We start from the raw sequence: 23357 nt of genomic DNA on the forward strand, positions 1-23357 counted from the left end.
ATTATGTTAATCACTAAATGTCAGCAAACGAACTAATCAAAAGTTCAATGTTCAAACCTCAAAGTTCAATGTTCAAAGTTCAAAGTTCAAAGTCTATAGCATCTCTGACAATTCCAGCCATCTCATTTCCTTCTCATCAAGTTCATCCTTGATTTCCGGCAGTCGCTTGCTCTTTTCCGTCAGTTCATCTACCGAAAGCGTTCCGCTGCAAAGGGCCTCTTCCAATTTTTTCTGCTCTTCGGTAAGCTTATCAATTTCCTGGGTCAGCTGTTCATATTCACGCTTCTCCTTGTAGCTCATCTTGCGCTTGTTCTCAAAGTTGGCGTCACGCTTGGCTGTGCCGGCGCCATCATTGACTGCAGCATTATTGCTGGCAGTTTTAGCCGCAGCTTTCTCTGCCTCATCCTTCTCCTGCAATCGGCTCCAGTCACGGTATTGGGTATAGTTGCCAGGGAAATCCTGTATCTCGCCCTCGCCCTTGAACACCAGAAGATGATCCACTACCTTGTCCATGAAATAGCGGTCGTGACTTACTACGATAACGCAACCGGCGAAATCCTGCAAGTATTCCTCCAGTACCTGGAGTGTCTGGATATCAAGGTCGTTGGTAGGCTCATCGAGAACCAGGAAGTTAGGATTCCTCATCAGCACCGTACAGAGATAGAGCTTACGCTTCTCGCCTCCACTCAACTTATATACGTAGTTGTGCTGCTCTTCTGGAGTAAAGAGGAAGAACTGCAGGAACTGCGAAGCCGTCATGTGCTTGCCATTACCCAAGTCGATATAATCGGCAATCTCAGTAATGACATCAATCACCTTCTGGTCTTCCTTGAACTTCAATCCCTCCTGCGAGAAATAACCGAAGCGAACCGTCTCACCGATGTCAAACTTACCGCTGTCCGGCTGAACTTCACCCAAGAGCATCTTGATGAAGGTAGACTTACCCGTTCCGTTATTACCCACGATACCCATCTTCTCGAATCGGGCAAAGTTGTAATAGAAGTTATCGAGTATCACCTTCTTCTTACCACGGTCATCGAAAGCCTTGCTTACATACTGACATTCAAATATCTTGGAACCGATATATACGGTAGAAGCCTTCAGACGCACCTGTCGGTCTTCGATACGCTGCTTAGCTACCTTCTCCAGTTCATAAAAGGCATCTTCACGATACTTTGCCTTATGACCACGAGCCTGAGGTTGGCGGCGCATCCAGTCCAACTCCCTGCGGTAGAGATTCTTGGAATGCTGAATTTCTGCCCGGAGATTATCCATGCGTTCCTGACGTTTCTCCAGATAGTAAGCATAATTGCCTCTATAGGTATAGATGGTCTTATCGTCAAGTTCCAGGATGGTATTGCACACCTTGTCCAGGAAGAAACGGTCGTGGGTAACCATGAAGATGGTCTTGTTTCCTCTGTTCAAGTATCCCTCCAGCCATTCTATCATTTCCAGGTCAAGGTGGTTGGTAGGCTCATCGAGCATCAGGAAATCGGGCTCCTCTATCAGCACATTAGCCAGGGCAACACGTTTCTGCTGTCCTCCGCTAAGCTGCCCCATCGGCTGCTCCATATTGGTAATATGTAGCTGGGTCAGGATCTGCTTGGCACGGAGCACCTTCTCCGGGTCTCCCTCATGATTGAAACATGCATCGAGCACACTCTCCTCCGGATCGAATTGAGGAGACTGCTCCAAATATCCAATCTTCAAATCGCGACGATAGATGATATCACCGCTTTCATGTCCCTCCTTATTCATCAGAACAGACATCAAGGTAGACTTTCCCGTGCCATTACGTGCCACGAGTCCCACCTTCTGTCCTTCAGCGATAGAGAAGGAAATCTTATCAAAAAGAACCTGCGCACCAAATCGTTTGGTGAGGTTTTGTACGTCTAAATATGGTATCTGACTAGCCATTCTGCAATTTTTTCATGCAAAGATAATGATTTTCGCTCAAAAAGTAGTATCTTTGCACCGTATTTTTAAGGAAACTTGCATATTTTATCGTATAATTGATTGTTTGCGGTAACTTTTGGGGCAGTTTTCGAAGATAAAAAGATTAGAAAATTAAAAAGACATATTAAGAATGGAATTAGCAAGTAAGTACGATCCACAAGCAGTGGAAAGTAAATGGTATCAGTACTGGCTCGACAACAAGCTTTTCAGCTCTAAGCCAGATGGTCGTGAACCTTATACAGTGGTGATCCCTCCACCAAACGTAACGGGTGTGCTCCACATGGGACACATGCTCAACAATACAATTCAGGATATTCTCGTTCGCCGTGCTCGCATGGAGGGCAAGAACGCTTGTTGGGTACCTGGAACCGACCACGCCAGTATCGCTACTGAGGCAAAGGTGGTTAACCGCCTCGCCCAGCAGGGTATCAAGAAGACCGACCTTACCCGCGAGGAGTTCCTCAAGCACGCTTGGGACTGGACTCACGAGCACGGTGGCATCATCCTCAAGCAGCTCCGCAAACTCGGTGCCAGCTGCGATTGGGACCGCACAGCATTCACCATGGACGAGACCCGCTCTCGTGCCGTCATCCACGTATTCTGCGACCTTTACCAGAAGGGACTCATCTATCGTGGCGTGCGCATGGTTAACTGGGACCCTAAGGCCCAGACTGCACTCTCTGACGAGGAGGTTATCTACAAGGATGAGCACTCTAAGCTCTACCATCTGAAGTATTATGTAGTAGAGCAGGACTGCCAGCAGGTGGACGAGGAGAACGTGATTCACAAGGATGAGAAGGGATATTATGCAGTAGTAGCAACCACCCGTCCTGAGACCATCATGGGCGACTCTGCCATGTGTATCAACCCAGAGGATAAGAAGAATACCTGGTTGAAAGGTAAGCACGTGATTGTGCCTCTCGTAAACCGCGAGATTCCTGTTATCGAGGATACATACGTAGATATCGAGTTCGGTACCGGTTGCTTGAAGGTAACTCCAGCTCACGATATCAACGACCACGCACTCGGTTTGAAGCACGGTTTGGAAACCATCGATATCTTCAACGACAACGGTACCATCAGCGAGGCAGCAGGTCTCTATGTTGGCATGGACCGCATGGACGTGCGCAAGCAGATTTCCATCGACCTTCAGAACGCCGGTCTGATGGAGAAGATTGAGGACTATAATAATAAGGTGGGCTTCTCTGAGCGTACCAATGTGCCTATCGAGCCAAAGCTCTCTACACAGTGGTTCCTCAAGATGCAGCACTTTGCTGACATCGCCCTCCCTCCAGTAATGGACGATGACATCGAGTTCTATCCTAAGAAGTACAAGAACACCTATCGCCACTGGTTGGAGAACATCAAGGACTGGTGTATCAGCCGTCAGCTCTGGTGGGGTCACCGCATCCCAGCTTACTACTTCGACAATGCCGGCAAGAAGGATTTCGTGGTAGCAGAGACTGCAGAGGAAGCGCTGAAGCTTGCTCAGGAGAAGAATGCCAGCATCAAGGCTGAGGATCTTGAGCAGGAGAGCGACTGCCTCGACACTTGGTTCTCTTCATGGTTGTGGCCTATCTCTCTGTTTGATGGCATCGAGCATCCAGACAACGAGGAGATCAACTACTACTACCCTACTTCCGACCTCGTAACTGGTCCGGATATCATCTTCTTCTGGGTAGCACGTATGATCATGGCTGGCTACGAATATCGTGGCAAGATGCCATTCAAGCACGTATATTTCACAGGTATCGTTCGCGATAAGCTCGGCCGCAAGATGAGTAAGAGTCTCGGTAACTCACCAGACCCATTGGATCTGATTGACAAGTTTGGTGCCGACGGTGTTCGTATGGGTATGATGCTCAGTGCTCCAGCCGGCAACGACATCCTCTTCGACGAGAGCCTTTGCGAGCAGGGACGTAACTTCAACAATAAGATCTGGAATGCCTTCCGCCTCGTGAAGGGTTGGGAGACTGCAGATATCGAGCAGCCTAAGAGTGCAGAAATCGCCGTGAAGTGGTTTGATGCCAAACTCAAGGAGGTGAACGAAGAGATGCAGAAGCAGTTCAAGGACTACCGTATCTCTGAGGCTTTGATGACTGTATATAAGCTGTTCTGGGATGAGTTCTCATCTTGGTACCTGGAGATGGTGAAGCCAGCTTACGGCCAGCCTATCGACCAGAAGAGCTACGACGCTACCCTCCGTTTCTTCGATGCCCTTCTGAAGATGTTGCATCCATTCATGCCATTCATCACCGAGGAATTGTGGCAGCACATCTACGACCGCAAGGATGGCGAGAGCATCATGCGCGAGAAGCTGGAGATTCCTGCACCTACAGCTGAGGAGCAGAAGTTGGCAGCTGATATCGAGGCTGTGAAGCAGATTATTGCCGGCGTTCGTACCGTTCGCAACCAGAAGAACATTGCCCAGAAGGAGCAGTTGTCTCTGCAGGTAGTAGGCAAGAACGATTTCGAGGCTTACAACGACGTAACTCTGAAGATGGCCAACCTCGACAAGATTGAGGTCATCGCTGAGAAGAGTGCCGATGCATCAAGCTTCATGGTAGGCACCGACGAGTTTGCAGTTCCATTGGGCGACCTCATCGACGTAGCTGCCGAGATTGAGAAGGCAGAGGCTCAGCTCAAGCACCTGGAGGGCTTCCTGATGGGTGTACGCAAGAAGCTCAGCAATGAGAACTTCGTAGCTCACGCTCCTGAGAAGGTAGTTGCCCTGGAGCGCAAGAAGGAAAGCGACTCTGTAGAGAAGATCGCTGCCCTCAAGGCAACCATCGAGGAACTCAAGAAGAAGTAATAATATTATATTTGTCATGTTAAGCGTTGAATGTTAAGTGTTTGAACTTAGCATTTCACGCTTAACATTTCATATTTTAAGAGAAACATGATCAAGAAGCTTTTCACCTTATTTATATGTTTGTTTTCGCTTGCTATGACTTTCACCAGTTGTAGCGATGAAGCCGTTGATGTGGAAACAGTCAACAAGCAGACTATTTTCGTCTTCTTTCCATGGACAGGCGATACGGGCTCATCGGGTCTATATAGTGAATTGAAAAATAATGTAGACAGTATGTGCGCTGGCATCGTAGACAAAAAGGGCCTTACCAATGCCAGAGTATTAGTTTTCTTCACCGAAAAATACAATGAAAGTACACTCTACGATCTTCAGTATGACGCAACAACCAAGACCGTGAACCGTATTCCTATCAAGAAATACGAAGGCAACCGTCATTGCACAGCTGAAGGATTCGCTGACTTGCTGAACGATGTAAGACAAAACGCAGAAGCCCTCAACTACTCCTTGATTATCGGAGCACATGGTTGCGGATGGACTTACGCCAACGACTGGGTGAATTATCCATATAAGGCACGACCAAAAGGCGGTTCCATCAGAAATGGAAATGATGAAAATGCTGTATCCAATGCTCCTTCCAACAGTTTTAGCGGCATCCAGTTTGGCAATGATCCCAACAAACCTGTCACCCGCTTCTTTGGAAGCGTAAGTCAGGCAGACAATGCCATCGATGTCACCACCTTAGCAGAAGGCATCAAACTCAGCGGACTCAAGATGCAATTCATCCTCTTCGATGCCTGCTACATGGGCAATGTGGAGACGGCTTACGAACTGAAGGATGTAACCAACTTCCTGATCAGTTCCAGCAGCGAAGTGATGGGCGAAGGCATCCCATACAAGACTATATGGAGTTATCTCTGCTCATCTGTACCCAACTATTCAAGCGCAGTATCAGGCATCGTCAACTTCTACAAGAACTCCAATGTCCCTTACTGCAACATGGCTGCAATAGACTGCCGACAGATAGACAAACTGGCAAGCATCATGAAGGAGATCAACAGCAAGTATACATTGGCTTCGACAGTGCCACTCGACTCTATCCAGCCTCTGGATGGTTTCTCGCCAAATCTCTTCTACGATCTCTCGGTTTACGTAGACAGCCTCTACCCTAGCGGCTATCTGAAAGATGAGTTCACATCACAATTAAAGCTCACCATCAAGGCAGCGGAACATACGGATGAAGCCTATACTGCCTTAATGAGTTTTTATGGCAAGACCTTCAAGGTGAAGAACTATTGCGGTCTTTCCATCTCCGACCCTAGCCAGAACAGCGTAGCTATCAAGGGAAGAGAGAAGACCGGTTGGTGGAAAGCTACACATTAACATGAAACGGTTTGACCACAGGTTAGACCGCTTCATTAAGTTCAATGTACAAAAAATAAAAGACAAAGATGGAATATTTTATCATAGACAATAACGGTCAGCAAGCAGGTCCTTTCAGTCAGGACCAGCTTGTCCAGAAAGCCATCAGCCCTGAAACATTAGTCTGGAAGCAGGGAATGGCAGATTGGACACCGGCTTGGAAAGTTGAAGAATTGAGAACTGTACTGGAGGCTGTTGAAGCCAACAAGACAAACGCCACGAACCAGCAGGAAAACCAAGAGCCTCAGCAGCAAACTTCTGAGCAGGCTCAGCAACAGGCATATCAGCAGGCTCAGCAACAGGCTTACCTGCAAGGTTTCCAACAGGGAGCAGCCATGAATGCCAACTTCCAGCAGCAACCAAAGAAACGAAAGAGCCATATGGCAATGAAGCTGATTATCGGCTTGATTGTCTTCATCATAGCCGTTTTCGCTGTTTCCAATCCAGGAGCTGATGCCCACAAGGATAAGGTTCGCACGGAAGTAGGCAAAGCCATCGAAAAGGCAACAAGTACTTCTGACAACAATTTCTTCACTCAAGCCCTCCGCTCGGTTGCCAAGATGATGGCGGGCAGCGCCATGGATGAAGCCATGAACCAGCTCTTCGAATACCACAACTACATCGTATGTTCTAAAGGTACCGTAGAGTTTAATGGCAAGCAGCACACCGTCAGCTTCGGTATTCTTGGCACAGTTTACACAATGAATGCCGATGATATGGTAAAGGCGCTGGAAGGTGCCGACAATCTGCAGCTGGAAGAAATGAACTCTTCCTCATCCGACGACACCTCTTCCATTGATGGAACCAACGATGAAAGCACCAGTTCTTCCGATGATACTTCTGATGATGAAGGTTTTGGTGCCAAGGTTCAGAAAAGACTGGAAGACAAGGCAAACCAGGCCATGGATAAAGCAGCAGACAAGGTAGGCAAGAAAATAGAAGAAAAGATAAACCAGAAGTTAGATGAGGCTACCGATTCTTCTAAAGTAGAAAAGCTTATCGATAAGATTCTGGAATTTCTATAATCTGCAGGAATTTCTAATGCTAGGCTAAGATTAATAAATGATGCCCAGCATCATCTTAAGAAATATAAGAAAGAGGGTGCGTCATAAGTTTATGACACACCCTCTTTCTGTTGGTATAAATATGTTGTACGATAGTTGTTCCATCAGCGTCATTAATCACAGCCTATTCTGCCAGCATTTGATTATTCCTATTAAGCTTCTAGGACTTTACCATTAGTCACTAAGTCATAGACCAATGCCGTCTTATCGAGATAAACATAATCATCTTCTATGATTTGTTCGAAACTCTGTATTCCGATAGGATATTTCATATTGCAGCCTTTTTAATAAAATATGGTGCAAAGATACAATTTTATTTTCATATATCCTTGGTTTACCTGTCGTTATTTTGCATGATAGATTCAAAGGAGGAAGAAACCTGCACAAAACTTTGGTGATTTCAAATATTAATCGTATTTTAGCATCAAATTAGAGTAACAAAAATTAAGGAGGATTACAATATGCCTAAAATAATGTCAAACTCAAAAGAACGACTAAACGATAAAGCCCAACGCTTTTTCGAGGCTAGTAGTACCGTTCAAGAACCAATAGTTGCCTATCGTCACGATTATGCAACAGAGGCTCATAATGAATCCGAAGAATATCCTTTTATGACATCATGCAATAATGACGAAATGGATGTGCTACGTCTGTAGCTATATTTATCTTATTTTTAGCTGTATGCTGCTTATAAAAACAAGGATATTCGGGAAAAAGAGTTTGACGCACATTTTCAGTGCATCAAACTCTTTACTTTTTATCTACAATAGTTTATTTTACTGCAACCTTGATTGCATTATCACCGAATTTTGCAATAACCATAGTTTCTGATACAGCGCAGGATGCGGTACCGTCCACGACAGAAGATGAGCCGATAAGCTTGCCATCAGCTGCATAGAACTTAACCACCTCGATTAATAAAAGTACAATCACAGCAATAAAACTATTAATTTTACGTTCTTTTCAAAAAAAGGGGTTGTGCAATAGCAATAGTGTCTTAAAGGCTAAAAGCACTACCTTTGAATGCTGTTAAATATGGTAATGTTCAAAGTCACAATTTGTGATTTTGGAAAAATGAATATAAATATGACAGATAAAATAGGAAAAAAGGAGAGCAGCGAACTGACCAAAAAAAGTGACCAGTTGGTTGGTGTTGACAATATAGAGCCTCTAATAAAAATCATTAGAGGACAACAAGTTATGCTTGACCGTGACCTTGCCACACTTTATGGCGTTGAAACAAAGCGTCTTAATGAGCAAGTAAAACGTAATATTAAACGATTTCCAGAAGATTTCATGTTTCAATTGACCAAGGAAGAATGTTTAAGGTCGCAAATTGCGACCTTAAACGAAGGACGCGGACAACATTTGAAATACATGCCTTACGTATTTACTGAAAACGGAGTCGCTATGCTTAGTAGTGTTTTACGTTCAGACACTGCGATTGAGGTGAATATTCGAATAATGCGAGCTTTCACTTCAATGCGTCACTTTCTACAGAACAATGCCCAAGTGTTTCAGCGTCTCTCAACTATGGAATACCATCAATTGGAAATGCAACAACACTTGCAAGAATCCGACAAACGTATAGAAGAAGTGTTTCGCAGATTGGACGAAGGCAATGCAAAACCGAAACAAGGTGTGTTCTACAATGGGCAAGTTTATGATGCCTATACTTTCGTGTCCGACTTGATTAAGAGTGCGAAGAAACGTATTGTCCTTATCGACAACTATGTTGACGAGACTGTACTGACATTGCTCGATAAAAGAGACAATAACGTGTCTGCAATCATCTACACTCAGCAGATAAGCCGTCAGTTCCAACTCGACATAGACCGTCATAATGCTCAATATGCACCGATTGATGTTGAAACATTCCGTTTGTCACATGACCGCTTCCTTTGTATAGACGATGATGTATATCACATAGGTGCATCCATTAAGGACTTAGGCAAAAAGTGGTTTGGTTTCTCCAAGATGGAGATACTTACACCAGACGAATTGGTGGAAAGAATCAACAAAGGGTAATACACTACTATACGTATATCAGAACATTCTCGTTTGTGGATTGTTTTTCATACTTTTGAATAACATAACCTCAGTTCTGGATAACGAGCTCTATCTAAAGGCTTTATAATGTTTTTATATAAGGGACACAGAGGCTTGGCAACCATCTATATATCTTGGATAGTTGCTGAGACAAAATCCTCATGTAAAATATGCAATGTTAGAAAAGACTAAGCTGTTTCGTATCTTCGATAACGTATCCAGTAAGTGCCTTGGGCTTGTTGTCAAAGAAACAGTATGCCCCTAATGCAGAAATAATATTTATGATGAAATTCGCAACAGACCTGTGACGTGAATGTACTATCTGAGCCGTATTTTTCAACAGGTCATTAATCGTTTCAATGATGTATCTTTTGCGTAGCATTATCTTGTCATAGAACGGCATTAGTTTGTTCTTCATGTTCACTCTCAGTCCTGTTACCAACTGGATGCCTTCCTCAAAAAGTGAATCGAAGAGTTTTTGCGAGATATAGCCTTTATCTGCAAACAGCTTACCATACAGACGTTTAGCCAACAGGTTGTGAACGCTCTTCTATATGCTCAATAGAAATATGTACTCTATTAAGTATATCCAATGCTACATATTTATCGAATTGCATAGATTCCATCCCGTTCAATTCTTGATTTAAAGAAAGGATTCATGTTTTTGTGAATACGCACTACATCAACTGAGCACTTGAACAAGCCCTCTAAAAACTCTTTCAAGTCGGCCAATAAAAATGGATTAGGAGTTTCTGTTTCTACACAAATATCCAAATCGCTTTGCTCTGTTTGCTCATTTCGTGATACGGAACCAAAAATGCGCAAGGTCTTGATTCCAAAATCTTTAGTAATCTTGGAACTATTTTGCCTAATTATTGCTATATAATCTTGAACTGTTCTCATAACACCTATCTTTAAACAGTGCAAATATAAGAAAATATCTGGTATCTTCCAAACTTTTTGCCATGTTTTTGCAAATCTCCCCACAAAATATCATTTTAAAACTTTGGTGCTTTCAAATATTAATCGTAATTTTGCAACAAATTAGAGTATCAAAAATTAAGGAGGATTATTATATGACTAAAATAATGTCAAACTCAAAAGAACGATTAAACGATAAAGCCCAACGCTTTTTCGAGGATAGCTGTACTGTTCAAGAACCTACAGTTGCCTATCGTCACGATTATGAAACAGAGGCTCATAACTAATCCGGAGAATATCCTTTTATGACATCATGCAATAATGACGAGTTGGTGAATCATGTCTTAGCTCGTGAAGAAGAATATGCAAGAACAGGCAACGCTGTTGACTTTCTAGAAATGATGGCCGATTTCCAAAACGAATTCGAATGGTAAAGGCAGGAATTTCTGGCAATCGTGCCTTAAATTATATTCTAGGCAGGATGTTGGATAATAGATTTTTATTATCCCTTTTTGAAAAAAACGATCAAAAGCTTTGATGTTTCATTTTTTAATCGTACATTTGCAACAGAATCATAATCATTAATCATAGGAGGATTTAAATATGGCAAAATCCCAAACTATATATGTTGCTCAAGGGCTTAAAAAATAGAATAGAAATAAGATGGATATGAATGATATAAATTTTGATATTGCAAAGCATTGGCTTCCAGTAAGTGAGAAGCAAGGAAGCATTGAAAAAGACACTTTAAGAATCAAAGTGGCTGGCATAAATTTTCACACAAAACCAGAAACAAGCTATTGGGGAGTTTTTACTGGTAGTATTAAGCCAGAGCCAAGCAATCCATATGATTCTAATGCTATTGGTTTCTATAAATCTGATGGACAACTTTTGGGATATGTTCAAAAAGAGTTGCAAGATCATGTTAACCATTTTTGCAAAGGGAAAGAGCTGGACTGTGTAATCGCAATAACACCATTCACATCTAAGGATGGTAAAGTTCGGAACCAGGCATATGCTACTATCCTTAAGTTTTTCGAGGATGATATAGAATATGCTACAGAAATGATCAATAGTATTACTGAAAATGTGGGTCATGATGCTTTGATCGAAATTACTCATTTCGAAAAAGATTCTCATTTACTTAGTGAATCCCAGTTGAAAGATGAAGATAATGCCAATGAAGAAGAAGGCAATACAGTTTTCAGGTATGACGAATTCTATAAATTTCCACAAAGCGACAAAACCGGGAAGAAAACTTATGATACCCTCACTATAAGAATTGAGGATGCAGATTGGTACTTTGACAGAAAGAAATGGCAAGCTGGGGTGTTTAGCGGTTATGCTGATGTTGTTCACTTGGAAAGTGTCAATAAATATGGCATTTATCGAGAAGACGATTCACTTGTGGGATGTCCTAACAGTTTTGACTTTGATGATGATATCAGAGAATTCACAGAAGGGCATCGAATATTCTGTGTTTTTAAGCTTGTCCCTCACATAGACAGCCAAACTGATTGTATTGATATATACGGAAAAGCTGTACTTATCAAATTCTTCGAAAATGAAGAAAAATATGCTCGTAAATTATTTGAAGATACAAGAACACGACTTGCCAAATCAACTATTGCAGACTATAAGAAATTCACAGAAAAGAAAGAATATTTAGAAAAGACTGGTATATCGGTATTATTAAGTTGGGCATTTGATACACGCCGATATAAATTTGGAGATAATGGAACGACCTATCTTGATGATAATGGGAGACCTCAGAATCCAAGAAATGGATGTGCTACGTCTGTAGCTGTAGCTATACTTATCTTATGTTTAGCTATATGTTACTTATAAAAACAAGGATATTCTAAAAAAGAGTTTGACGCACCGTTTCCTGTGCATCAAACTCTTTTTTTATCTACAATTGTTTATTTTACTGCAACCTTGATTGCATTATCACCAAATTTTGCAATAACCATAGTTTCTGATACAGCGCAGGATGCGGTACCGTCCACGGCAGAAGATGAGCCGATAAGCTTGCCATCAGCTGCATAGAACTTAACCACCTCGCCATTATCAAGACCCGAAATGCAGACGATGCCATCATGAGCGGAAGCCACAACGCCACGGGTTCTAGCCTGGTAGATGTTGGTTGTATTCTCCAGGTTGGCATTGACCCAATATAGTGTTGCCTTAGCCTTTTCGGATGCTGAATAGCCATCAGCTGTTGCATATACAGATATGTCATAAGCTGCTGAAAGAGATACATTACCGTCCTTGCTATAAGCATCAGATGCTATATCTGTATCAGAAATCGTATAATGATACTCAGCCCCTACAGTTTCGCAAGAGAACTTTAATTTCCCCGACTCATAAGATACAGATGGAGTAGCACATGGGGTAACAGGCTTATCGTCATCACCAGATTCGTTTGAATTCCATGCTGATATATACCTAAACACATATTCAAAAGCTTCCATATATTCTTGAAGATACTCTGCAGGAACTTTTATTTCACAAAACTTCGATAACCCCATAGTAGTATAATCATCTGAAGGATAATAAGGCAGTTTACCTTTGAAACAAACTGTTTCTAGATTTAAACAATCTTTAAAACATGCATATCCCAATGAAGTGACAGATGAAGGAACGGTGAGGGAAGTCAAATCTTTACAATTAGCGAAGCAAAGTTCCCCCAATGATGTTACAGAAGATGGGATAATAAGAGAGGTCAAACAGCTACAGCCAGAGAAGCATTCACGTCCCAATGAAGAAGCAGAAGAAGAGAGGATAAGGGAAGTTAAACGGCTACATTCTAAGAAGCAGCCATCTCCTAAAGATATTACAGATGAAGGAATGGTGAGGGAAGTTAAGCCTATACAGCCAGAGAAGCATTCACGCCCCAACGATGTTACAGAAGATGGAATGGTGAGAGAAGTTAAGCCAGTACAGCCAGAGAAACAATTATCCCCCAATGAAGTGACATTAGAAGGTATGGTGATGGAAATTAAGCCAATACAGCCAGAGAAGCAATTATCCCCCAATGAAGTTACAGAAGAAGGAATCGCGATGGAAGTTAAGCCTGTGCAGTCCGAGAAGGAATCATTCCCCAAAGTTGTGACATTTGAAGGTATGGTGATGGAAGTTAAACCTGAACAGCCAGAAAAGCAATAATCCCCCAATGAAGTTACAGAAGAAGGAATCGCGATGGAAGTTAAGCCTGTGCAGTGAGAAAAGCAACCAAACCCCAATGATGTGACATTTGAAGGAATAGAGATGGTAGTCAATCCTGTGCAACCAGAAAAGCAATTATCCCCCAATGATGTGACATTTGAAGGAATGGAGATAGTAGTCAACCCTATGCAGTTACGAAAGCATTCATCCCCCAATGATGTGACATTTAAAGGAATGGAAATGGACGTTAAACTACTGCAACCTTCGAAGCACATTTTTCCAAACGATGTAACAGAAGTAGGAATCGTGATGGAAGTTAAGCTTGTGCAGTACGAGAAGCAGCCATTACCTAAAGTTTTGATATTTAAAGGTATGGTGATGGAAGTTAAACCTGTACAGCTAGAGAAACAACTCCCGCCAATTGATGTAACTGAAGACGGGATAGTAATGGAAGTTAAGCCTGTACAATGGGCGAAACAACTTCCGCCAATTGATGTAACTGAAGACGGGATAGTAATGGAAGTTAAGCCTGTACAGCCAGAGAAGGAATTTCCTTCCAATGTTGTTACAGAAGAAGGGATAGTAATGGAAGTTAAACCAGTACAACCAGAAAAACTACAGTCACCTAAGGCGACAACCGTATATAACTCTCCATCATTGCCTTTAATCTTTTCCGGTATAACGATGTCGCCTGAATATCCATTCGATCTTGGCAAAAGAGTTGCCGTCTTCGTTTTCGTATCCAGTTTATAACGAAATCCATCTATGACTTCAGCAAATACACTGCTTGCGGTCATGACGAGCATAACCACCATGATAATAAAGCTCTTAAAAGAGTTGTGGGCTGATAGGCTTATGCCTGCCTGTCCGTTTTTAAACGTAAAATGTAACATAAATAAATATTTTACTAATTCAACAATATCAGATTATTCAATAACGATCATCCAAATGGTTTGGATTGTATCTTGGCATAATATCTTTTTCCAACACCATAAGCATACCTCTATCCTCAACTTGTTCCCAGAAGTTGCATTAGTAACTAAATTTATATGAAATGGCGTGGGACTATTGTACTGTCGCCGAAATAGAGGTTGTGGAAAGACCTTTCAACTAGCGACATACAATAGCCCACGCCAAAAGGTATATCGATACCTTCCTCTTATAGAGAAAAGGATACAATAATCCCATAGCGTGAGCCGTATTGCAGTTCGTCATAGTTGAATTTTGAAATTTCCACATTTCTATTTCAAGACTTACATTCAATACGCTCATTCATTTGAGTCTTCATCGCAGCCGTTCTTTTCCATCTGCTCCAACTCTGACCGCAAAAGTAAGCAATATTCTTGATACCGCCAAACTTTTTGCCACTTTTTTATCGGAAATACTCCATTTTTCTGAAAAGGATAAGAAAAAGGCATCGGATGGCGCCACTGCCAAAAAGATAGCACTTCCACATTCCTATTTCATGACGGCTCCGATGCCTATATACCTCAAACTCTTCTATCCTCCAAATATCTAAACCTACCTTGTATGAAATGCCATTCTGTATGTACCAAATGATAAAGAGGGTGTGCCATAAGTCTAAATTATAGTTGGCGCATAACAGTTGACCTACGCATGCACATCACCTGTTGTGCAAGCGCATATCAGCTGCTATGCAAGCGCACAACAGCTGTTGTGCGACCGGAGATACTAACTAACTCAAAAACATATACTATCTTTTCTAACAACTTATACTATGTTTTCCAACAACATATCAGTAACATTCCAACAAACAAAAAAGGGTGAATCATTTACTTATGACACACCCTCTTTGCTAAATCAGACACACAACTGATCTTATCTTATAATATTATACTCAAACTCATAATCCCCATTCTTCAGCCATTCGGGAACATCTTCCCCATTTTCCATAAAGCCTCCAACATGAAACTCCAGACTTTCCTTTGCTTCTTTTTGCAAAGCTTCAAAGGTTGGTGCTGTAAAAACCACCGCTCCTGGTACATTACTACCAAGAGAACCGCCAAAATTCCTGTCGCACCACGCAACGTCAACAATAATCTTTTCCATCATGTACTACTTTAGATTTTCCAAATCTCCCCCACAATACATCATAGCTAGACCCGCTCCGTACCAACTCCGTATGATGGCTTGGATTGAAAAACAGGCTTATAATACTATGTCCAGAACTCTTCTTCGCCAGAGGGTTGCATCCTGCCCCCGCATTTGGGGCATGTGTGCATATCCCACTTGTGAATCCTGTCAGAACCGCATCTTAGACAGAGTCTTCCCACTAGAGAATTGAAGCTAGGTGCAGCATCACCTATCACTCCACCCACCACAAGAGGTACTATGTTCCTGCAGTCTGCACAAGACATGGCTTCAATATGCTGCCCCATGAAACCACGTCCCTCATATATTACGGTCTCGTACCCACATTCCTGGCATCTGAAAATCTTCTTTTTTGACATAATCCATCTCCTTCTTTATCTATTTTTATATTTTCAGAGTGCAATATTACACAAAGGCAGTATTCGTTTGCGATAACCTATTCCACCTTCCACCCATCAATGGTTCCCGTCTTCGATGAGAAGTTGCAGCCTATCTGATAAATCTTTCTGCCATCTGCAGCATATTCCCTGGCGTAGCCCATATCCTCTATCTGCTTCAGGGCTTCCTCTGCCGAACCATCACGCTTGAATTCGAAGATGTAGATATAGTTCGACGTCTCTACCACACAATCTACCCTACCTTCGCTTTGCTGCTTTGACCAGCGTCAAGAATCCGCTTCGCACCTCATCATTCGGAAAATCCAGGAGATAGGAATCGGTATCCATATTCCAATCTTTAATGGTGAGATAACCGCTCTGATAAATCATTGGCAACGGTGCTTCCACATCTGCCTTGTAGTCGATAAAACTACTCGTAGGATAAAACCTGTTGACCATCTCATTGATGTTCTCATCAAAATGAGACAACAAGCGAACAAGATAGGTTGGCGAACCGGTGCGGAACCAATAATCTGCCAAAATCTTCTTGCTCAGCGCATTCAAGATACTGAAAGGATTATAGATATCAAGCATATTAGGACTGAAGTGATAACCATCAAACTTCCTCTTCAGTTTGTATTTCATTCCTTCCTCTGTGGTCTTATATCTCACAGCCATCGCCTTGATCTGTTCCTCGAAAGTGGAATACAATTCATCTTCCGTAATACCACAAAGAGCCTCATAATGCTCGTCCATACTGATGTCGTTAGGCTGATTGAAACCACTGAACACGCTTACTTGTGAGAACTTGGTGACACCCGTGAGCAAGACAAATTGCAGATTAGCATCGGCAGCCTTGAAGACACTATAGAAACCTTTCAAAACCTCACGATTCCAATCTTCCAACAGCCGTTCTTCACCCTTTATTGATGTTTTGATTTGTGTATCAAGCACATCCAATATTGGCTTATCATACTCATCAATTAAAACCACGGCACGAAGTTCTGTTTTCTCATGAGCAGCTTTCAATACATATTCAAAACGACCTCCTAAGGAATCCCGGAAAGGACTTTTACCATATATCATCTCTTGCGATGCAACAAAGTTTTCTAATATGACCTCAAGTTCTCCAGGATTAGTGAAATTATTACCATTAAAGTCAAGATGAAACACAGGATATTGCTTCCACTCCTTCTCCAGCTTATCGATGGCAAGCCCCTTGAACAGTTCCTTCTTACCCTCGAAATAGCATTTCAAGGTAGATACGAGCAACGACTTTCCAAATCGTCGTGGACGACACAGAAAGTAAATTGTTCCATTATGAACCAAATCATAGACCAAGCCCGTCTTATCGAGATAAACATAGCCATCTTCTATGATTTGTTCGAAACTCTGTATGCCGATAGGATATTTCATATTGCTGCCTTTTTAATTCTTTCGGCAAAGTTACAAAAAATAATGATACGAGCAAAGGAATATCCCGAAAAAATAACGAGATGCAAATTCCGACATAATTTTTATGAGGGAGCTTATTTTTGAAAGACAAAACGTCTTTTACCCTTCACCAAAACGCCGTATACTTCTGTATAATAGCCTTTTCTTCCACTGACATAAATAAATACATGACGTAGTAATAATATGTGCCTTGGGATGGCAAAAAATTGCCCCACTAAGAGTTCTCAACTTGCTGACACTGGTATCATAGTATAGCAAGTACCCGGACAAGACTGACATATTTGGCATGACAAGCCAAATCCCCTTGACGTACATCAAGGCATCAGACCATGCTGCTTGATATGCGTCAAAAAATGCCCTTCTTTCATCATTTTGTCACGACTTTGTGGCAGGAATTCAAAAAAAAGGCACTACCTTTGCACCAGCAAAAGAGAGATTGTAATAAGGATAATGTAAAAAAGGAGACCCGGAAACGAGGCTCCATTAAAGAACGAAAGGAAACAAATTATGATGACAACAGTAATGATTCTCGCAGTAGTAGCAATCATGATTGCTCAGGCTGTACATGTTAACAACAAGATTGAGAAGGGTCTTAGATAAGGTCACTTCAGGTAAAAAGAAAGATTGGCAGCAATGCCACAGTATTAATTAAAAAAAGAAAGGATAACGATTATGAAAACAATGTTTAAGAACATCAAGAAGGCCTTGAAGGCTATTCTTGCAGATTACATGAACGCTATGGAAATGTATGGCGAGGCTTTGAACAGAAGCCGTGGTTGTGCTTGCGCATAAGGGATTCTATCCCGAATGCAACAGCATTCTTAAGAGAAAGCAAACGAAGTAATTACGTTTATAATAATAAAAAAGCGTGTGAGTAGCAATACTTACACGCTTTTTCTTTTATTATATGGTATCAATCTGATAATCAACTGATTCTTTCCTGGATGTTTACCATTCCATAGAGAAGGTGATGCCTCTTCGCATCATATCCTTTGCCGTAGGCTTCAATCGGGTGAGGAATCCTTCCCAGGAGCGATTCTTCTGAAGACTCCATCCGGCTTCTGCCAAAGCCAATGCACGTGGATAAGCCTGATAATAGATGCGCTCAGGAGAATTGATACACTCACTCCACAAGGTTCCGGCTACACCAAAGAGGTTGTTCTTTTCAAACTCCTCTCCCATTCCCCATGCAGGATCAAGATCGTAGGCTGCCTTCAAGGAAGTAACCGGCATTCCCCAGTTTACCTCAGGCATGTCGCCCTTGGCCATCGGATAGTCGAAATAGCAATGTTCACCTGGGCAAAGCAAGATGCGGGCATTGTTCTCCACCGCTGCGACCAATGCTTCCTTGGTGAGACCTGCACGCCATGCAAAGGTAACGCAACCTGGCTGAATCTTCTTGAAATCGGTCTCATACCAGAACATCGGAGTCTTATGATATTGGGTACGAAGAAGATCTATCACACGGTCGAAGAGATAGCCCTGCAGCTTCCAGTTCTCAGAACGGTCGGTAGTAGTAATACCGAGTTTCTTCTTCAATGCCTGACACTTAGGACAGTTGGTCCAGCAATCGAGGGCAGGATTACCAGCCTCGTCACCACCCAGATGAATGTATTCAGAAGGAAAGACATCGGCAAGCTCCTTGAATACATTTCCAAGAAACTCGTAAGTGAATTCATTACCGGCACAAAGCAATTCGTCAGATACACCGCAAGTAGTACGGATAGGCTTTCTTACTCCCTGGCAGGTCAATTCCGGATATACGCTGATAGCAGCCACCTCATGACCCGGCATCTCAATCTCAGGTACCACCTGGATATGATACTTGGCACAATATGCTACAAAGTCGCGCATCTGCTCCTGTGTATAATATCCCTTGATAGGCATCAGCATATCGTCCATACCCCATCGGCTGCTAGCCTCAGCGGTAAGACGAGGATATTTCTTGATTTCGATAGTCCATGCCTGATCATCCACCAAGTGAAGATGAAGCATATTGAGCTTATAGCGAGCCATCTCAGGAACGAAAGCCTTCAACTCTTCGTATGGGATAAAGATACGGCAAGGGTCCACCATCAACTCTCTTACATGAGTGCGTGGCTGGTCTTTCAAAGCCAGCTGTGGGATGGCATCGCAACCCACCTTAGATGCATTGCCACGAAGCAACTGGTCGAAAGTCATCAATCCGTAGAAGACACCAGCTGCAGTCTTTCCCTTGATGACCACACCTTTCTGCTGTACTTCCAGGGTATAAGCCTCAGCATCGGTAAGAGTAGGATCAATGGCAAGGTTCATCGTCAGCTGTGCTCCCTTCTGCTGAGCATTTCTCTCCATGAGGATTCTGTCAGCATGTTCACGCTCATTAGCCAGACCTTCATCTGCCACAATCTTCCAGTTTCCCGCCACCTGCAACGGTGCAGCCTTTGCCTTCACCTTCAGATCCATCGGTACAGGAATCAGGCAAGCTTCAGGATTGCATACTTCCCTAGCCTGTTTCACTTCTCCGAAGAAAGCCTTCCAGCCTTGTGCCTTGCGGTAAGCCTTCTCGCTGCCTCTTGGCATGACCAGTTTCACGCCTCGCATGTTCACGCCCGAAAAAGCCGTAGCAGCAGCCTTTGGTGGAATATGGGAATTTACCCTGATGACCTGTACACCCTCAAGATTGGCAAAAGAGAACTCTCCTATCTCCGGTGTGCCTTCGATTGTGATGTTTTTCAGAGACTTGCAACCGGAAAAGGCTGCAGCCCCCACCTTCGTTACCGACTTGGGAATCACCACTTCCTGCAGGTTATCGCAGGCAAAGAAAGCCTGAGTACCTATCTCCTGCAACTGATTTGGCAAGATGATATGCTGCAGATGATGACGGGAATGGAATGCATTCTTAGGAAGAACAGGACAGGTTGCCTCGCTCAGGTCCAGATTTCTCAACTGCCAGCAGAGATCACGAAGCTGGCGGAAATCTGAATTTTTCGTAGTTGTCAAGGTTCCGGTCAACTTTAGATTAATAGCTGCAGATTTCTTCTCGGCATTCAGGTCTTTCATGTTGGCAATGGTTTGTGCCGACATGGAAGAAGCCAAGAGAGCAACAACTGCCAATGAAATAAATTTTCTCATACTCTAATGGTTTTAAAGGTTTATAATAATTTGAATATTTTTCTAGATGAAAGCTATTTTCTTGCCATTCTCCACAAAGTCCAGATTAACGACATCGATATTCTTCCACAATACCCAGTCGCTTTCCAGCTCTGCCAGTCCGGCAATATCTTCGCCATAGTTGAAGAGTCGCTCTATCATTGTTCCGTATGTTAGATGATCTATCTTCTCTATCGGATGCAGGATGACCGATTCTTCAAAACAGCCTTTCTTCTCACTCCGAATCTCTACCAGCAACTTCGCCTGCAAGAGTTCTCTTACAGCCTGATTGACTATCTGCTGCGGAATCTCCGTCAAGTCATGAATCTCCTTAGGCGTATAAGCCTGTTCACCATCATTGAAGCGCTTGCATACCAAATGCATCACCATGCCACAAACCCGGATGCGCTGTGACAGCTTCAGATGGTCATAACTGAGATCGCCATCGTAATAATGGATGTTCTGATTGGTATGACAGAGCAAAGCGCCAAAGACCACGATAGCCCAGGATATCTGAAGCCACAACAGAAAAAGCGGAATGGCTGCCAGCGAACCGTAGATGACATTATAGCTGGAAAGAAATACCTGCAGATAGATGTAGCCATACTGCAAGGCTGTCATGCAGATACCCGCCAGGAATGAAGGCACCAGAGTACTGCGGACCCGGATATAAGTATTCGGAATGACATAATAGCAGAATACGAAGAACAGGAACATCGGAACAAATGCCGCCAGATGGAGGATAAACGAAGGAATCGTATCCCCGATATCGGCTATCTTGTCGACATTATCCACCATATTCACTATCCATACGTTGATGCTCGAAGCAAAGAGAATCATCAGTCCCAGACCGAAAAGGATGGTAGGATACTCTGTAACAATCTGCTTCCACGAACGCTCGCCCGTATGCCAGATATCATCAAAGGTAAGCTCTATCTTCTGCATCAGGGAAACGATGGTATAGAGAAACATCACGATACCCGTACCGATGATATAGTTGCTCTGCGTGTTCTCAATATAATTATGTACGAAGTCAACGATAGTCTTGGCAACAACCGGTTGTGCCTCGAAGGTGGTAGACAGCCATGACTCCAGCAATGACGCATAGCCGAAGCCTCGGGCAATAACAAACATCATTGCCATAAAAGGTATCAAAGCCATGAAGGAGGCGAAAGTCAATGCAGCTACATCCCTTGCCCACATATCCTTTACATAGAAGATGCGACCGGCAAGCATACCCATCTTGATCCAAGACTTCATTCTGCCCCGGAAATCCTTGATATTAGAAGAATTAAACTCTCTAATATCTTCGTAGAATCCTAGTATTCTGTCTATTACCCCCATATTCTGAAGTTTTACTCCGTTATCAAGCAACAAATCCCTCCACAACATCATCTCATGATGCCGTGAAGGGATTTGTCTTAGTATAATTGCTTAAGCTCTATGATTAATAGAACTTGAAGTAGTTGCGAGCGTTGTTGTAAGAGATGTCCTCTACCATGCGAGAGAGGCTCTCCATGTCGTTAGGAAGCAAGCCCTTCTCTACATCATTGCCGAGGAGGTTGCAGAGCAAACGACGGAAGTACTCGTGACGTGGGTAGCTGAGGAATGAACGTGAGTCGGTCAACATACCTACGAAACGGCTCAAGAGACCCAATACTGAGAGAGCGTTCATCTGACGGGTCATACCATCGAGCTGATCGTTGAACCACCAGCCTGAACCGAACTGAATCTTGCCTGGGCAAGAACCATCCTGGAAGTTACCGAGCATAGTAGCGATAACCTCATTGGCGCATGGGTTCAAAGTATAGAGGATTGTACGTGTCAACTTGCCTTCCATGTTCAATTCATTGAGGAAGCTGCTCATAGCCTTAGCTGTAGTGAACTCACCGATAGAGTCGAAACCTGTATCAGCACCGAGCTTATTGTACATCAATGTATTGTTGTCGCGGATAGCACCATAGTGGTACTGCTGAGTCCAGTCGGCAGCGTGATCCATCTCTGCGCAAACCTTGAGGAATGCATGCTTGTACTGACGGATTTCGAGTGCAGAAAGCTGCTGACCACGCATAGCCTTAGCAAAGATAGTCTCAATCTGAGAATCTGTGTATGGCTCATCGTAGAACTCCTCTATACCGTGGTCGCTCAACTTACAGCCGTTCTCTGTGAAGAAGTCGTGACGCTTCTGCAAAGCATCAACCATATCCTGGAATGTAGTGAGATCTACACCTGCCACCTCACCGAGCTTGTTCATATAGTCAGCGAAGTCTGGCTTCTCGATGTTCATTGCCTTGTCAGGACGCCAAGCAGGAATCATCTTGATTTCGAAACCGCTCTCACGTGTCTGCTTGTGGTAACGGAGATCATCGATTGGGTCGTCTGTAGTACAAACGCACTCTACGTTATAGTGACGCATCAAGCCGCGAGCGCTGAACTCTGGCAGCTGCAACTTCTCGTTACACTCGTCATAGATTTCACGGGCAGTCTTAGGACTCAACTGCTTGTCGATACCGAAAGCTGTCTTCAGCTCCAAGTGGGTCCAGTGATACAGAGGGTTACGGAATGTATATGGTACAGTCTCAGCCCATTTCTCGAACTTCTCCCAGTCGCTGGTATCAGTACCTGTGCAGAAACGCTCGTCTACACCATTGGTACGCATAGCACGCCACTTATAGTGGTCACCACCGAGCCAAAGCTCTGTAATGCTCTTGAACTTGTGATCATTAGCAACCATCTCAGGGATGAGGTGGCAGTGATAATCGATGATTGGCATCTTAGCCGCATGATTGTGGAAAAGGTCCTGCGCTGTCTTTGTGTCGAGCAGGAAATTTTCATCCATAAATTGCTTCATAACTGTATAGTAGTTTTTAAATGTTTATTTATTACTATTAA

14 protein-coding genes and 4 pseudogenes are annotated in these 23357 nt (G+C 43.1%); 5 read left to right on the forward strand and 13 right to left on the reverse strand.

From position 1 onward, the window contains the following. Nucleotides 1-93 precede the first annotated feature (93 nt). A complete protein-coding gene (locus ACTQ16_RS10565; protein WP_295347380.1) occupies nt 94-1917 on the reverse strand; it encodes an ABC-F family ATP-binding cassette domain-containing protein in 1824 nt (607 codons plus the stop codon). Between the two features lie 169 nt (nt 1918-2086). Here ACTQ16_RS10565 and ACTQ16_RS10570 point away from each other — a divergent pair, with 169 nt between their 5' ends. The 3 genes from ACTQ16_RS10570 (at nt 2087) to ACTQ16_RS10580 (ending at nt 7212) form a co-directional block, all read left to right on the forward strand. Further along, nucleotides 2087-4768 carry a valine--tRNA ligase gene (locus ACTQ16_RS10570; RefSeq protein ID WP_264949946.1) on the forward strand — a complete coding sequence of 894 codons (2682 nt, stop codon included), beginning with the start codon at nt 2087-2089 and terminating at the stop codon, nt 4766-4768. Between the two features lie 87 nt (nt 4769-4855). After that, nucleotides 4856-6148: a clostripain-related cysteine peptidase gene (locus tag ACTQ16_RS10575; RefSeq protein WP_441937335.1), complete on the forward strand. Its 1293-nt coding sequence runs from the start codon at nt 4856-4858 to the stop codon at nt 6146-6148. Between the two features lie 68 nt (nt 6149-6216). After that, the gene (locus ACTQ16_RS10580; protein ID WP_441937337.1) at nt 6217-7212 is read left to right on the forward strand and encodes a GYF domain-containing protein; all 996 of its coding nucleotides are present in this window, start codon (nt 6217-6219) and stop codon (nt 7210-7212) included. A gap of 206 nt (nt 7213-7418) precedes the next feature. On the opposite strand, the pseudogene ACTQ16_RS10585 reads toward ACTQ16_RS10580, so the two are convergent. Together ACTQ16_RS10585 and ACTQ16_RS10590 are read right to left on the reverse strand one after the other, a co-directional pair. Next, nucleotides 7419-7523, reverse strand: a pseudogene (locus ACTQ16_RS10585) (AAA family ATPase); the annotation flags it as partial. Between the two features lie 499 nt (nt 7524-8022). Further along, complete coding sequence (locus tag ACTQ16_RS10590; protein ID WP_441931975.1) at nt 8023-8184, reverse strand: hypothetical protein; 162 nt, start codon at nt 8182-8184, stop codon at nt 8023-8025. Between the two features lie 153 nt (nt 8185-8337). Between ACTQ16_RS10590 and ACTQ16_RS10595 the strand changes: the two genes are divergently transcribed. Beyond that, nucleotides 8338-9279: an ORF6N domain-containing protein gene (locus tag ACTQ16_RS10595; RefSeq protein WP_441937338.1), complete on the forward strand. Its 942-nt coding sequence runs from the start codon at nt 8338-8340 to the stop codon at nt 9277-9279. Between the two features lie 199 nt (nt 9280-9478). On the opposite strand, the pseudogene ACTQ16_RS10600 reads toward ACTQ16_RS10595, so the two are convergent. Together ACTQ16_RS10600 and ACTQ16_RS10605 are read right to left on the reverse strand one after the other, a co-directional pair. After that, a pseudogene (locus ACTQ16_RS10600) lies at nt 9479-9844 on the reverse strand (transposase); the annotation flags it as partial. Between the two features lie 59 nt (nt 9845-9903). Further along, nucleotides 9904-10203 (reverse strand): nucleotidyltransferase family protein, encoded by a 300-nt coding sequence (locus ACTQ16_RS10605; RefSeq protein ID WP_022109834.1) that lies wholly within the window; start codon nt 10201-10203, stop codon nt 9904-9906. Between the two features lie 687 nt (nt 10204-10890). Here ACTQ16_RS10605 and ACTQ16_RS10610 point away from each other — a divergent pair. Next, nucleotides 10891-12069: an HIRAN domain-containing protein gene (locus ACTQ16_RS10610; protein ID WP_441937339.1), complete on the forward strand. Its 1179-nt coding sequence runs from the start codon at nt 10891-10893 to the stop codon at nt 12067-12069. A 74-nt stretch (nt 12070-12143) separates the two neighbouring features. Here the strand turns inward: ACTQ16_RS10610 and ACTQ16_RS10615 are convergent, their stop codons facing one another. The 8 genes and pseudogenes from ACTQ16_RS10615 to uxaC form a co-directional block, all read right to left on the reverse strand. Then, nucleotides 12144-12695: a hypothetical protein gene (locus ACTQ16_RS10615; protein ID WP_441937349.1), complete on the reverse strand. Its 552-nt coding sequence runs from the start codon at nt 12693-12695 to the stop codon at nt 12144-12146. 108 nt (nt 12696-12803) lie between these two features. After that, nucleotides 12804-14282: pseudogene (locus ACTQ16_RS10620) on the reverse strand (leucine-rich repeat domain-containing protein); the annotation flags it as partial. A gap of 946 nt (nt 14283-15228) precedes the next feature. Beyond that, the gene (locus ACTQ16_RS10625; protein ID WP_441937340.1) at nt 15229-15459 is read right to left on the reverse strand and encodes a hypothetical protein; all 231 of its coding nucleotides are present in this window, start codon (nt 15457-15459) and stop codon (nt 15229-15231) included. A 107-nt stretch (nt 15460-15566) separates the two neighbouring features. Next, nucleotides 15567-15860 (reverse strand): hypothetical protein, encoded by a 294-nt coding sequence (locus tag ACTQ16_RS10630; RefSeq protein ID WP_441937341.1) that lies wholly within the window; start codon nt 15858-15860, stop codon nt 15567-15569. A 77-nt stretch (nt 15861-15937) separates the two neighbouring features. Continuing rightward, a pseudogene (locus tag ACTQ16_RS10635) lies at nt 15938-17294 on the reverse strand (AAA family ATPase). A gap of 987 nt (nt 17295-18281) precedes the next feature. Next, nucleotides 18282-20447: a family 20 glycosylhydrolase gene (locus tag ACTQ16_RS10640; RefSeq protein WP_441937342.1), complete on the reverse strand. Its 2166-nt coding sequence runs from the start codon at nt 20445-20447 to the stop codon at nt 18282-18284. A 42-nt stretch (nt 20448-20489) separates the two neighbouring features. Beyond that, complete coding sequence (locus tag ACTQ16_RS10645; protein WP_295347809.1) at nt 20490-21809, reverse strand: YihY/virulence factor BrkB family protein; 1320 nt, start codon at nt 21807-21809, stop codon at nt 20490-20492. 103 nt (nt 21810-21912) lie between these two features. Further along, nucleotides 21913-23316 carry a glucuronate isomerase gene (gene uxaC / locus ACTQ16_RS10650; protein WP_295347810.1) on the reverse strand — a complete coding sequence of 468 codons (1404 nt, stop codon included), beginning with the start codon at nt 23314-23316 and terminating at the stop codon, nt 21913-21915. Nucleotides 23317-23357 lie beyond the last annotated feature (41 nt).

The organism is Prevotella sp. LCP21S3_D2 (genome assembly GCF_052118345.1).
In the GTDB taxonomy this organism is placed as follows: domain Bacteria; phylum Bacteroidota; class Bacteroidia; order Bacteroidales; family Bacteroidaceae; genus Prevotella.